The sequence below is a fragment of the Micromonospora taraxaci genome (assembly GCF_007830095.1).
GTDB classification, from domain to species: Bacteria; Actinomycetota; Actinomycetes; order Mycobacteriales; family Micromonosporaceae; genus Micromonospora; species Micromonospora taraxaci.
The window spans coordinates 3,309,968-3,322,771 of record NZ_VIWZ01000001.1; the positions used below are offsets into that span (position 1 = coordinate 3,309,968).

The 12,804-nt window shown below is 72.1% G+C and carries 10 protein-coding genes; 7 read left to right on the forward strand and 3 right to left on the reverse strand.

Annotated features, from left to right (window positions below):
• Positions 1 to 53 precede the first annotated feature (53 nt).
• The 4 genes from FHU34_RS15160 to FHU34_RS15175 all read left to right on the forward strand — a co-directional run bounded on the left by FHU34_RS15160 (position 54) and on the right by FHU34_RS15175 (position 4,874).
• On the forward strand, positions 54 to 1,832 hold the full coding sequence (locus FHU34_RS15160) for an N-acetylglutaminylglutamine amidotransferase (RefSeq protein ID WP_145780919.1): 1,779 nt from the start codon (positions 54 to 56) through the stop codon (positions 1,830 to 1,832).
• Positions 1,833 to 3,674 (forward strand): S9 family peptidase, encoded by a 1,842-nt coding sequence (locus FHU34_RS15165; RefSeq protein ID WP_145780921.1) that lies wholly within the window; start codon positions 1,833 to 1,835, stop codon positions 3,672 to 3,674.
• Between the two features lie 17 nt (positions 3,675 to 3,691).
• Positions 3,692 to 4,246: a hypothetical protein gene (locus tag FHU34_RS15170; protein ID WP_244311684.1), complete on the forward strand. Its 555-nt coding sequence runs from the start codon at positions 3,692 to 3,694 to the stop codon at positions 4,244 to 4,246.
• A gap of 73 nt (positions 4,247 to 4,319) precedes the next feature.
• Positions 4,320 to 4,874, forward strand: coding sequence for a dihydrofolate reductase family protein (locus FHU34_RS15175; protein ID WP_145780923.1), 555 nt, complete (start codon positions 4,320 to 4,322; stop codon positions 4,872 to 4,874).
• 7 nt (positions 4,875 to 4,881) lie between these two features.
• On the opposite strand, the gene FHU34_RS15180 is transcribed toward FHU34_RS15175, so the two are convergent.
• Positions 4,882 to 7,923: an AfsR/SARP family transcriptional regulator gene (locus FHU34_RS15180; protein WP_244311685.1), complete on the reverse strand. Its 3,042-nt coding sequence runs from the start codon at positions 7,921 to 7,923 to the stop codon at positions 4,882 to 4,884.
• Positions 7,924 to 7,977: 54 nt separating this feature from the next.
• On the reverse strand, positions 7,978 to 8,436 hold the full coding sequence (locus FHU34_RS15185; RefSeq protein ID WP_145780925.1) for a hypothetical protein: 459 nt from the start codon (positions 8,434 to 8,436) through the stop codon (positions 7,978 to 7,980).
• Positions 8,437 to 8,601: 165 nt separating this feature from the next.
• Here FHU34_RS15185 and FHU34_RS15190 point away from each other — a divergent pair, with 165 nt between their 5' ends.
• From FHU34_RS15190 to FHU34_RS15195, 3 genes are all read left to right on the forward strand, one after another.
• Complete coding sequence (locus FHU34_RS15190; RefSeq protein WP_145780928.1) at positions 8,602 to 10,455, forward strand: adenylyl cyclase; 1,854 nt, start codon at positions 8,602 to 8,604, stop codon at positions 10,453 to 10,455.
• A gap of 349 nt (positions 10,456 to 10,804) precedes the next feature.
• Positions 10,805 to 10,951 (forward strand): hypothetical protein, encoded by a 147-nt coding sequence (locus FHU34_RS32975; protein ID WP_167524827.1) that lies wholly within the window; start codon positions 10,805 to 10,807, stop codon positions 10,949 to 10,951.
• Positions 10,951 to 12,171 (forward strand): YeiH family protein, encoded by a 1,221-nt coding sequence (locus FHU34_RS15195; RefSeq protein ID WP_145780930.1) that lies wholly within the window; start codon positions 10,951 to 10,953, stop codon positions 12,169 to 12,171. Before FHU34_RS32975 ends, FHU34_RS15195 begins: the two co-directional genes overlap by 1 nt.
• 195 nt (positions 12,172 to 12,366) lie before the next feature.
• Here the strand turns inward: FHU34_RS15195 and FHU34_RS15200 are convergent, their stop codons facing one another.
• Positions 12,367 to 12,567, reverse strand: coding sequence for a hypothetical protein (locus tag FHU34_RS15200; protein ID WP_145780932.1), 201 nt, complete (start codon positions 12,565 to 12,567; stop codon positions 12,367 to 12,369).
• Positions 12,568 to 12,804: the final 237 nt, after the last annotated feature.

The following is a 12,804-nucleotide window of genomic DNA, read 5'->3' on the forward strand; positions in this document are numbered from 1 at the left end:
GGTCCGCCAAGCCTGGACCGGTCAGCGGCCCGAGCCGATGAGAGGTGGATGCCATGTGCGGTATCGGAGGTGAGTTTCGCCTCGACGGGGCGCCACCGGACATGGCGGCCGTCGAGCGGATGCTGCCCGCCCTGGCCTCCCGAGGCCCGGACGGTGAGGGCCGGTGGCAGCACGGCCCGGCGGCGCTGGTGCACCGGCGACTGCGCATCATCGACCTGTCCGACGCGGGTGCCCAACCGATGGTCGACGGTGAACTGGGGCTGGCCCTGGTCTTCAACGGATGCATCTACAACTACCGGGAGTTGCGCGACGAGCTGACCGCTGCCGGCTACTCCTTCCGGTCCACCTCGGACACCGAGGTGATCCTCAAGGCGTACCACCGGTGGGGCGTCGCCTGCGTCGAGCGGTTCTACGGCATGTTCGCGTTCGCGCTCGTCGAACTGGCCACGCGCACCCTGGTGCTGGCCCGCGACCGGCTCGGCATCAAACCGCTCTACCTCGCCGAGGGGCCCGGCCGGATCCGCTTCGCGTCGACGCTGCCGGCGCTGCTCGCCGCCGGTGACGTCGACACCGACCTCGACCCGGTGGCGCTGCACCACTACATGACGTTCCACTCGGTGGTGCCACCGCCGCGCACCATCCTCGCCGGCATCCGCAAACTGCCACCCGCCACCATCCGGGTGATCACCGCGGACGGGCGGAGCACCGACACGGTGTACTGGCGGCCGGAGTTCACCCGTGCCGCCGCCGCGCCGATGTCCGCCGGGGAGTGGCAGGAACGGATCATGACGGCGTTACGCACCGCCGTACGCCGTCGCATGGTCTCCGACGTGCCGGTCGGTGTGCTGCTCTCCGGCGGCCTCGACTCCAGCCTGATCGTCGCCCTGCTCGCCGAGCAGGGCCAGACCGAACTGGCGACGTTCAGCATCGGCTTCGAGGCGGCAGCCGGGGAGACCGGCGACGAGTTCCACTACTCCGACCTGGTGGCCCGTGAGTTCGACACCGACCACCAGCAGATCCGCGTCGGCGCGGCCCGGTTCGTGCCCGCCGTGCACGAGGCCGTCGCGGCGATGAGCGAGCCGATGGTCAGCCACGACTGCGTCGCCTTCCACCTGCTCTCCGAGGAGGTCTCACAGCGGATCACGGTGGTCCAGTCCGGGCAGGGCGCCGACGAGATCTTCGCCGGCTACGACTGGTACCCGCCGATGGCGAACGTCGCCCGGTCGGACGCCGTCGAGGCGTACGCCAGGGTGTTCTTCGACCGTCGGCACGACGCGCTCGCCGGGCACCTGGCGCCGGAGTGGATGCTCGACCACGACGCCAGCCTGGAGTTCGTGGCCGCGCACTTCGGCGCACCCGGCGCGGACACCGCCCTGGACGCGGCGCTGCGTCAGGACAGCCTGGTGATGCTCGTCGACGACCCGGTCAAGCGGGTCGACAACATGACCATGGCGTGGGGGTTGGAGGCCCGGGTGCCGTTCCTCGACCACGAGGTCGTCGAGCTGGCCGCCGCCTGCCCACCCGCGTTGAAGTTGGCGCACGGGGGCAAGGGCGTGCTGAAGGCCGCGAGTCGGGGCATCGTGCCCGACGAGGTGATCGACAGGCCGAAGGGCTACTTCCCGGTGCCCGCCATCCGGCACCTCTCCGGGCCGCTGCTCGACGACGTCCGCGACGCGTTGACCGCCCAGCCGGCCCGCGAACGGGGCCTGTTCCGCAAGGATTACCTGGAGGAGTTGCTGGACGCGCCGAACGCCCGGCGGACCACGCTGGGCTCCAACGCGCTCTGGCAGCTCGGGCTGCTGGAGCTCTGGTTGCAGCGGATCGGGGTTTAGATGAGCGTACGGATCGAGGCGCCGCGGACCACCCGTCGGACCCGCCTCGCCGGTCGTCGGCCGACACCGACGCCCGTCGTCGAGGATTTCGCGCCTGCGCCGTCCCCGGACGGCGCTCGGGTGGCGTACCTCTCCGACCGGGCCGGGACGCCCGGCATCTGGATCCGCCAGGTCGGCGCGGATGACGCCGTCGCGCTGCCCACCGGTGACGATCCGGTGCTGGCCGTGAGCTGGTCTCCGGACGGGCAGTGGCTGGCCTGCGTCGTCGCTCCCGGCGGCGCGCCCCGCACCGAGGTGTGGCTGCTCCGGCCGGACGGCGGCGGGCGTCACCAGGTAGCCGGTTTCGGACGCCACAGCGCGACGCCGGCCGGTTGGCTGGCCAGCGGTGCGGTCCTGATGGTCACCGAGACCGCCGAGCGGGGTGCCGCCGTCCTGATCCACGCGGACAGCGGGCACCGGCGGGTGCTCGCCGAGGATGACCTGCTCACCCTGCTGGACGTCACCCCGGACGCCCGCAGCGCCCTGCTGCGCCGCGGCCCGCGCAACGCCCGCTGGCTGGAACTGCTCGACGTGGCGACCGGGGAGCGGCGGCGGCTGCTGACGGACACCGGGCGGGGCAGCACCGACCAGGGCTGGTTCGGCCCCGGCGGGACGAGCGTGCTGGCCCGCACGGACGCGTACTCGGAGCTCGCCGCGCTGGTGCGGGTCGACCTGGCTCGCCCGGACGTGACGCCGACCCGGCTCGCCTGGCGGCCGGACGCCGAGCTGGAGCAGGCCACGCCGAGCGCCGACGGACGTCGGGCCGCCCTGCTCTGGAACACCTACGGGGGCCGCAGCGAGGTCAGCCTGCTCGACCTCACCAGCGGAGTGCAGCGGGCCGTCGCTGCCCCGGGTGAGGTGCTCGACGACGCCGTCTTCGCCGCCGAGGGTGGTCTGCTCTGCCTCACCGCGCAGGGGCCGGTGCAACCCCGGGAGGTCTGGCTGGTCGACCCGGCGACCGGGGCGCCGCGTCCGCTGCGGCCGGACAGCGGCGTCGCGCGTACGGGCGGCAGCGGTGTCGCACCGCAACTGGTCGACCTGCGTGCCCGCGACGGTCTGCCGCTCTCCGGTTGGCTCTACCGCCCGGCCGGGCCAGGGCCCTGGCCCACCGCCATCAGCCTGCACGGTGGCCCGGAGGCGCAGGAGCGTCCCCGCTACAACCCGCTGTTCCAGGCTCTCGTGGCGCAGGGCGTCGCGGTGTTCGCGCCGAACGTGCGGGGCTCCTCGGGCTTCGGTCGGTCCTTCGTGACCGCCGACAACCTGGCCGGCCGGTACGGGGCCATCGCCGACGTCGCGGCGTGCGCCGACCACCTGATCGACAGCGGTGTGGCGCGCCCCGGGCAGGTCGGTTGCCTCGGCCGCTCCTACGGCGGTTACCTGGTGCTCGCGGTGCTGGTGAACTTCCCCGGGTTGTTCGCTGCCGGGGTGGCCGAGTGCGGGATCTCCGACTTCCACACCTTCTTCGCCGGCACCGAGCCGTGGATCGCCGCCGCCGCCGTCAGCAAGTACGGCCACCCGGTACGCGACGCCGACCTGCTGCGGGACCTGTCGCCGATGACCCACCTCGACCGGCTCGACGTGCCGGTTCTGCTCATCCACGGCGCCAACGACACGAACGTGCCGGCGGGTGAGTCGGCGCAGGTCGCCCAAGCCCTGGCGGCCCGCGACGCCCCGTACGCCCATCTCGTCCTGACCGGTGAGGGGCACGACTTCCTGGCCCGCGACAACGCCGAGGCGGCGCGTTCGGCCACCACCGCCTGGCTCACCCGGCACCTCGCCGCGACCGCGGCCACCGTCGGCTGAGGCGCTATCCTGCGCCGGTGGACGTGACGGCGCAGGGCGAGCGGTTGGCCGCCGACCTGGGCCGCTGGCTGACCGACCTGACTTTCGTCGACCTGAACACCGACGAGGTCACCGCGCAGGTGATCGACGCTGTGGTGCGGTGGGCCGAGGCACAGGGTTGGCGGGTCTACCGCCGCGCGCCCAGCGTCCTGCCGTTGCCGCCGCCACTTCAGCAACGGCACTCGGTCCTCGACGTGGCGTGCGCCCGCCCGGACGGCCCACCGGTGGTCGTCGAGGTCGACCACACCGACCGGGCCCGTACGGTGCAGAAGCTGGCCGCGGAGGCGGACGCCGGCCGGATTCCGATCTGGGTGCGATGGGGTGTCGGGCGCTTCACCGCGCCGCCACCGCCGGTGCGGATGGTGACCGTCGAGGTGGCCAGGCGTGCCGGGCCTGCCGGGCAGGGACGGCTGCACAGCCGCACCGGCGACCGCCCCGCGCCGGCGCACTCGACCGGGGGCGGCACGGTGGCCGCGCAGGCACTGCCCATCCCGCTGACCGACCCGCTTTCGGAGCCGGGCGAGAGCACCTGAAGCGAATCGTAAGCGGAAGCCGGCAGAGTTCTGGGTGTCACCGAAGCACCTGACACACACCCAGGAGATTCCGATGCGCAAGCTCATCAACTCGACCTACGTCACCCTCGACGGCGTCATCGAGAACCCGATGTGGACCTCGCCGTACTTCGACGAGGAGGCGATGAGCCTCGCCGGCGAGCAGACCGAAGAGGCGGACGCGATGCTGATGGGTCGGGCCACCTACGACGGCATGTCCGCCGCCTGGCCGACCCGGGACGAAAGCGACCCGACCACGGGCGCCGCGTACTTCAACAACGTCAGGAAGTACGTCGCCTCGACCACCCTCACCAACCCCACCTGGAAGAACACCGAGGTGCTCCAGGGCGACCTGGTCGAGGCGGTCCGCGCGCTCAAGGCCCAGGAGGGCAGGAACATCATCCAGTACGGCTTCGGCTCGGTCACCGCGCAGCTGATCAAGGCGGGCCTGGTGGACGAGGTCCGGTTCTGGATCCACCCGGTGCTGGAGGGCGGCCCGAGCCTCACCGCGCCGCTGACCGACGTCAAGGCGTCGTTCGACCTGGTCGACACCCGAGTGCACAAGAGCGGCGTGATCGTCGCCTCGTACCGGCCGAAGACGACGGCCTGACCGACACTCAGAGCTGGGCTCGGGCCTCGCCCGGGCTCAGCTTCGCGCCCTCGGCGAGCAACGCGTCGAACCGCTCCGGCCCGAGTTCGGCCCGCAGGCGTTCGGTCACCCGCTCCACGTCGTCGCGTTCGGCCGGCGCGGCGGGGGACTGCGTGGCGAGCCGGGCGGCGGCAGCGGCGCCCAGCAGCTGGGCGGCGACCTCGGGGGAGCGCACCGCCGCCGCCATCCCCTCGAGGGGGCCGACAGCGTCGCGCATCGTGGCCATCGCCTCGGCGGCCTCGAACGCCTCGATGTGCAGGGCCAGCGCGGCGTCCGGGTCGCCGCCCTGTTCGACCGCGTAGCCCAGCTCGACCAGAACCATCGGCAGGTACAGTGCCGGCTGGCTCTCGCCCCGGCCCAGCTCGACGAGGTGGGTGAGGTGGGTGACGGCCAGGTCGAGTTTCCCGTCGCGGCGGGCGGCCAGCCCGAGGCTCATCTCCGCGAAGACCAGCGCACCGGGCGAGCCCTGCTCCACCGCCAGGCCGTACGCCCGTTCGGCCAGCTCCCGGCCCTCGGTGTAGTCGCGGGTCTGCACCGCGAGCCAGGCCAGCCAGGACAGCTCGGCGCAGACCTGCGGCCACAGCGCGAGTTCCTCGGCCCAGCGCAGCCCCTCCCGGTGCAGCGCGGCGGCGCGCTCGTGTTCGCCGCGCATGTCGGCCAGCCCGCCCACCCACTCGGTCGCCCGGAGCCGGCCCCACCGGTCGCCGAGGTCGGCGAACAGCGCTGCGCTGCGCGTCGCGGTGCGTTCCAGGGTGGCCTGGTCACCGTTCGCGTGCGCGATGTGGGCCAGGGAGGTGAGCACCGCGGCCTCGGTCCACGTGTCGACGGCGGCGGTGGGCAGCAGCTCCGACGCCAGGGCCAGGTCACCGTGCTCGATCACCGCGTTGGCCGCGAACCAGGCGGCGTGGCCGTCCGGGTCGACGGCCACCGCCGCGCGTACCTCGTCGGGCGCGACCGCCTCGCCCAGCGACAGGGCGAAGCCGACGCGCCACGGGGCCGCACGGGCCTCCTGCTCCGGGTCGCCGGGCACGGCCAGGGCCCGCCGCGCCTCGGTGAGCCGGCCGCGCAGGTGCCAGTACCAGCTCAGGGCGACTGCCAGGCGCAGCCCACCACCGTGATCGAGCGCCGATCGCAGGTTCGCCATCTCGGCGTCCAGCAACGCCAGCCACCGCTGTTGGTCGGCCCCGCGTAGCTCGGGGTCGGCGCGCTCGGCCAGCTCGGTGTAGTAGGCAGCGTGTCGTGCGCGTATTTCGTCGGCGTCGGTCAGGCGGTCCAGGCAGAAAGCGGCGACCGATTCGAGCAGCCGGTAGCGGGGATCGGTGCCGGAGTCGTCGAGCACCACCAGCGACCGGTCCACCAGTCGGGCGAGGGTGTCCAGATCGGTGCCGCAGACGTGTTCGGCGGCCTCCGGGCTACAGCCGTCCCGGAACACCGCCAGCCGGGCCAGCACCGCCCGGTCGGTCTCGTCGAGGAGGTCCCAGCTCCAGCCGATGACCGCGGTGAGCGTCCGCTGGCGGGGTGGCACGTCGCGCTGCTGGGTGGTGAGCAGCCGGAAACGGTCGTCGAGCCGGTCCACCACCCCGCGTACTCCCAGCGCCCGCACCCGGGTCGCGGCCAGCTCCAGCGCCAGCGGCAGGCCGTCGAGGCGGCGGCAGAGTTGGGCGATCGCCGCCGCGGTCTGCCCGTCGAGGCGGAAACCGCGCTGCTGCGCGGCGGCGCGGGCGGCGAACAACCGGGCCGCCGCCGAGCGCCGGACCGCGTCCAGGTCACCGTCGTCCGGCACGGACAGCGGGGGTACCTCCCAGAGCAGTTCACCGGTCAGCCCGAGTGGCTCCCTGCTGGTGGCCAGCACCCTCAGCCCGGGTACGTCGCGCAGCAGCCGGGCGACCAGCGCGGCCACCGGCTCGATGACGTGTTCGCAGTTGTCCAGCACCAGCAGGAGCTGGCGGTGTCGCAGGGCCGCGACCACCCGGTCGGTGGGGGACAGGCTCGTGCCGGCGGTCTCGTAGGTGCCCAGAGCGGCGAGCACCCGCTCGGCGACGAGCGTGTCGCCGGCCGGCAGCGGGGCCAGCTCGACCAGCTGGACGCCGTCGGGAACGGACTGCGCGCGGGCCGTCTCGATGGCCAGCCGGGTCTTGCCGACGCCACCCGGCCCGACCAGCGTGACCAGCCGCTGCCGCGGCAGCAGCGCGTCCAGCTCGGCCAACGCCTCGGCGCGCCCGACCAACTCGTCGAGCGGGGCGGGGAGGCTGGTGCGGGCGACCGCGGCCCTCGGTGGGGCGCTCAAGCCGGCGTCCTGTTCGAGGATCCGGCGGTGCAGGGCTACCAACTCGGGGCCGGGGTCGAGACCCAGCTCCTCGGCGAGTCGAGCCCGCAGGTCGGTGTAGCTGTCCAACGCCTCGGACTGGCGGCCCGCCGCGTACAGGGCGCGTAGCTGCACCGCGCGCAGGCCTTCGTGCAGCGGATGGCGGGTGACCAGGTCGGCCAGGTCGGCGGCGACCAGGTCGTGTTCACCCCGGGCCAGCCGGGCCTCGGCCAACCGCTCGTGTACGGCGAGGCGCTGCTCGGCGAGGCGGGTCGCCTCGGCACGGACGAACTCGGCGTCGGCCACGTCGGCGTACGCCTCGCCACGCCACAATGCCAGGGCTTCGCTGAGCCGGTCGACGTCGGTGCGGTGTGCCAGCTCGGCGAACCGGTCCGCGTCGACGGCATCGGCCCGCAGCAGGTAACCGGGTGCCCGGGACTCCACCAGGTCCCGGGCACCCGGCTCGGCGTCGTTGAGCGCCTTGCGTAGCTGCGACACCCGTACCTGGAGGGCGCCGGCGGGATTGGCGGGGGAGTCCTCGCCCCACAGGTCGTCGATGAGGCGATCCGCCGAGACCACCTGGTTGCGGTTGGTCAGCAGGTCGGCCAGCAACGCGCGGACCTTCGTGCCGGGCACCACCACCGGCTCGCCGGTGTCGGTGGTCACGGCGAGCGGCCCGAGCACCCCGAACTGCACGGCGGTCATCCTATCGCCGCCAGGGTGACCGGAAGCGGACGGCGAGCGCGGCGGCGGGGACCGTCAGGATCGTCGTTCGGCGCTGCGGCGGACCGCCGCGAGCATCCGCCGTACGCCGAGCACGTGACCGCCGGACCTGAGGAGTAGCTGTCGGTAGAGGCCGCCGGCCAGACCGGGGAAGACGGCCCGGGTCTCCGCCCGGAGGCGGGATCGGCCCGGCCCGGTCTGTTCGAGCCGGAAGACCAGCGCGTACGTCGAGAACCGGTGGCTGCCCCGCAGTGTCAGCTCCCGTCCGGGGATCGCGGTGGCCACCCGGAACCCGGGGATCGTCGAGCCTTCGGCGAGCGGTCGGGGCCCGGACGCGACGGGGTCGGCGGCGCTGACCAGGCGGGCGTACGCGCCCGTCCCGGGCCGGCCGAACGTCGTCTCGACGGCGTGGACGAGGTGCGGCCAGGCTTCCTCGGGCTCGGCCTCGATGACGGTGGCGTGTTCGTCCACGTGCGGCAGTGTGTCGATTCGCATGGGTGCCTCCCCGTTCTGCGCTCCATTCTCACCGACCGACCGAAGTTCGCCGATCCCGGCAATGGCGTGGGGCCGGTTCGCCAGGTAGAAACAGGGGCGAGAGAGCGCTCTCACCGCCCTAGACTGCGCCGGAGTCCGCTCCGGCCAGCGGAGAGGACGAACCGCATGTCAACCCCGTCCCGTCGTACCCTCATATTCGCTCTGCTGGTGGCCACGACCGTCACCGTGAGCGGCACGGCGGCAAGCGCCGGCCGCCCCACGTACGGCGCACCCGACTTCGGCCCGAACGTGACGATCTTCGACCCGTCCATGCCGGTCGGTGCGATCCAGCAGACCCTCGACGCGGCACACGCCCGGCAGGTCGACAACGAGATGGGCACCGAGCGGCACGCCTACCTGTTCAAGCCGGGCACGTACGGCACCGCCGAGCAGCCGTTGCAGGCCAAGGTCGGCTACTACACCGAGGTGTCCGGCCTGGGCGCCTCGCCCACCGACGTCACTGTCAACGGCAAGCTGGAGGTCTACAACCGCTGCCTCGCCGACGGCGGCACCGGCAACTGCCTGGCCCTGGTGAACTTCTGGCGCACCCTGTCCAACCTGTCGCTCACCATCAACGCCGCCGGCCAGGACGGCTGCCGATCGTCGGCGAACTTCTGGGCCGTGTCGCAGGCGGTGTCGATGCGCCGGCTGAACATCGGCGGCGGCGGTCTGTCGCTGATGGACTACTGCACCGCCGGCCCGCAGTACGCCAGTGGCGGCTTCATCGCCGACTCCCGGCTGCCCGCCACCACCAACGGCTCACAGCAGCAGTGGCTGACCCGCAACAGCGAGGTCGGCGGCTGGTCCAACGCGGTGTGGAACCAGGTCTTCGCCGGAGTCGAGGGCGCGCCGGACGACGCCACGTTCCCCGACCCGCCGTACACCACACTGGAGACCACTCCGCTCAGCCGAGAGAAGCCGTACCTCTTCGTCGACGGCAAGGGTCGTTACCAGGTCCGGGTGCCCGCCGCGCAGCGGGACAGCCGCGGTGTCTCCTGGGCGGACGGCATCACGCCGGGCCGGACCATCCCGATCGGCGACTTCTTCGTCGCCAAGCCCTCCGACCCGGTACGCGTCATCAACGCCCAACTCGCCCGCGGCAAGCACCTGCTGCTCACCCCCGGGGTGTACGACGTCGCGCGCAGCATCGAGATCCGGCGCGCCAACACTGTCGTGCTCGGCATCGGGCACGCCACCCTCACCGCGGTGAACGGCGCCGTCCCGCTGGACGTCGCCGGTGTGCCCGGCGTGATCGTCGCCGGTGTCACGATCGACGCCGGCACCGTCGAGTCGCCGGTCCTGCTGCGGGTGGGTCGAGAGCACGGCCACAACGCCAGCAGCCGGCACAACCCGACCACCCTGTCCGACGTGTACTTCCGCGTCGGTGGCCCGCACATCGGCCGGACGGACACGGCGCTGGAGGTCAACAGCGACAACGTGCTCATCGACCACACCTGGGTGTGGCGCGGTGACCACGGCGTCGAGGGCTTCACCGAGGGCGTCAACGGCGACACCGACCGCTGGCGGACCAACACCGGTCGCTACGGCGCCGTCATCAACGGCGACCACGTGACCGCGACCGGCCTGTTCGTCGAACACTTCCAGCGCTACAACACGGTCTGGAACGGCGAGCACGGCACCACGATCCTCTACCAGAACGAGCTGCCGTACGACCCGCCGACGCAGGCCGACTGGATGAACGGCCCGGTCGAGGGCTGGGCCGGGTACAAGGTGGGTGACCGGGTACGTCACCACACCCTGCACGGCGGCGGGGTGTACGTCTTCAACCAGAACAACCCGTCGATCCACACCGAGAACGGCTTCGAGGTGCCGAACCGGCCGGGTGTGAAGCTGCACCACATCATGACCGTGAACCTCAGCGCCGGGACGATCGACCACGTGGTCAACGGCGTCGGCGACGCTGCCGACATGACCAAGGTCGGCGCACCGGTCTACCTCACGCAGTACCCGACCCCGTAGGGATCCCGGGCGTACCGACGGGGCTGGAGCCGGCGAGGCTCCGGCCCCGTCGTCCGTTTCCGCCCAGGGAGATTGTGCGTCAACGGTCTTGAATTCCTATCTTGACGGTAGGAAAATAGGTGAATGCCGGTCAGTCCGCTCCTCACCTCGCGTCGGGTCGTCGACCTGATGCGGGTCGCCAGCGAGCTCTGTCCGGGCGCACCGGCCACCACCTGAGCCCCGCAGCACCGCTTTCCTCTTCCGGCCGCGCAGCCGCATCCCGCGTCGACTCCTAACCCCCGGCGCGCTCGTCACCGCACGTTCCACCGATCCGGCCCCGCCGGATCGGTTCACAACCATGGAGTACGCCATGACATCCGATCAGCCACCGCCCACCCCACCGACGGCCGGAGAGTCCCGGCTCGCGTTCAACGAGGACTGGCTCGCGACAATCCTCGGCCTCGCCCTGCTCGCCCTGGTCCTGCTCGGTGCCATTCCTGCCGGGCTGGTGCCCTGATGAGCGCCGACGCGACCCGCACTGCCGACGAGCCTCGCCCGGCCCATGGAACCCCGGCCGACGGAACCCCGGCCGGCGACGCGCCCGATGCTGTCGTGCCCCCTCCGGCCACCGACGATCCCGCTCCGACCACCGTGGCGCGCGACGGCCTGTTCTGGGCCTGGACCGTGCTCGGCCTGGTGATCGTTGTCGGTCTCGCCGCGCTCACGCGCTACCTGGAGCAGAACGTTCCCGACTGGGCCGAGGGCACCGCGCTGGAGGACGTCGGGGCCGCTGTCGAGTACCCGGTCTACGCCATCCTGCTCGGCCTGTTGGGCAACGTCGCCGTCACAGTGCTCGGCTGGCGGGACCGGATCGCCGCCGCGTTCCGGACCGAATTCTTCATCAAGACCGGTCTCGTGCTGCTCGGTGCCTCGATCAACCTGGCCGTCATCGCCAGTGCCGCCGGGCCGGCCATCGCCCAGGCGATCCTGCTGATCAGCGGGGTCTTCCTGTTCACCTGGTGGTTGGCCGGCAGGTTCGGCCTGGACGACAAGCTGCGGGCGCTGCTCGCGTCGGCGGTGTCGATCTGCGGCGTCAGCGCGGCGATCGCCGCCGCCGGCGCGGTTCGTGCGCGCCGCGAGCAGTTGGCCTACACGGCAAGTCTGGTGATCGTCTTCGCGTTGCCGTCCATCTTCGTCCTGCCCTGGTTGGCCGACGTGTTCGGACTGTCCGACGCGGTGGCCGGGGCGTGGATCGGCGGCAACATCGACACCACCGCCGCGGTCACCGCCGCCGGAGCGCTCGCCGGCGAGGAGGCGCTCCAGATCGCCAGCATCGTCAAGGTCACCCAGAACGCGTTGATGGGTGTCGTCGCGGTGGCGCTCACCGCGTACTTCACCCTGCGGGTGGAACGGCGGCCCGGCGCGGCCCGACCTGGTCTCGGCGAGTTGTGGACGCGGTTTCCCAAGTTTGTCCTGGGCTTCATCGCGGCCTCGGTCATCGCCACCTGGTACCTCGACGCGGCGGGCGCGGACGGCAAGGCCACCATCGCCATCGTCAACGACCTGCGGGTGTGGTTCCTGATCCTGGCCTTCGTCAGCATCGGTCTGGAGGTCCGGGTCGCGTCGTTGCGGGAGGCCGGTTGGCGGCCGGTGGCGGTGTTCGCCAGCGCCACCGTGTTCAACCTGGCGTTGGCGCTCGGCCTGGCGTCCCTGCTTTTCCGCAACTTCTCGGCCTGAGGCGGGCGGTAGTCGGCGTCCGCGCGGACGTGATGGGCCGGAGCCATGCTGGCTCCGGCCCATCACCGTCAGCGGGGTGGTGTCGTGGAGGTGGTCGGCGCGCGGGACCGTCTCGAACCCAGCCAGTGGCGCACGGCCAGCGCGGCGCCGCCAGTGGCCAGCAGCGGCACCTCCACCGCGATGTAGCCGCGTACGTCACCGCCGCTGAGCAGGGTGCCGCCGACGATGCCGACCGGCAGTACCGCCCCGGGGCCAGAGCAGGAACACACCGGCGCACAGCACGCCGATGGTGGCAGTCAGGCCGACCGGCCCGGGTAGCAGGGTGACCACTGTCATCACTGCGCCCAGCCCGACCCCGGCGAGCAGCACGCTGGGCGCGACGACCGGCACTCTCATTGCGGCAACCCCCTCCGTCAAAGGCACCCGGGGCATGCCAGCGAGCACCCCCCGGTGAGCAAATTACTAGAGACAAAGGGCTAAACAGTACTTAATGGTCTAAACGGGACTTATTGGACTAGGCTTCGCGTATTGCTATCGCATATTGGGCTAATCATCCCTTTGGCGGGTATTGAGTGGGTTACCGTCGTGCCCGGCCGTCGTTGCCGCTGCGGGCCGACCGTTTCGTCGTTCCAA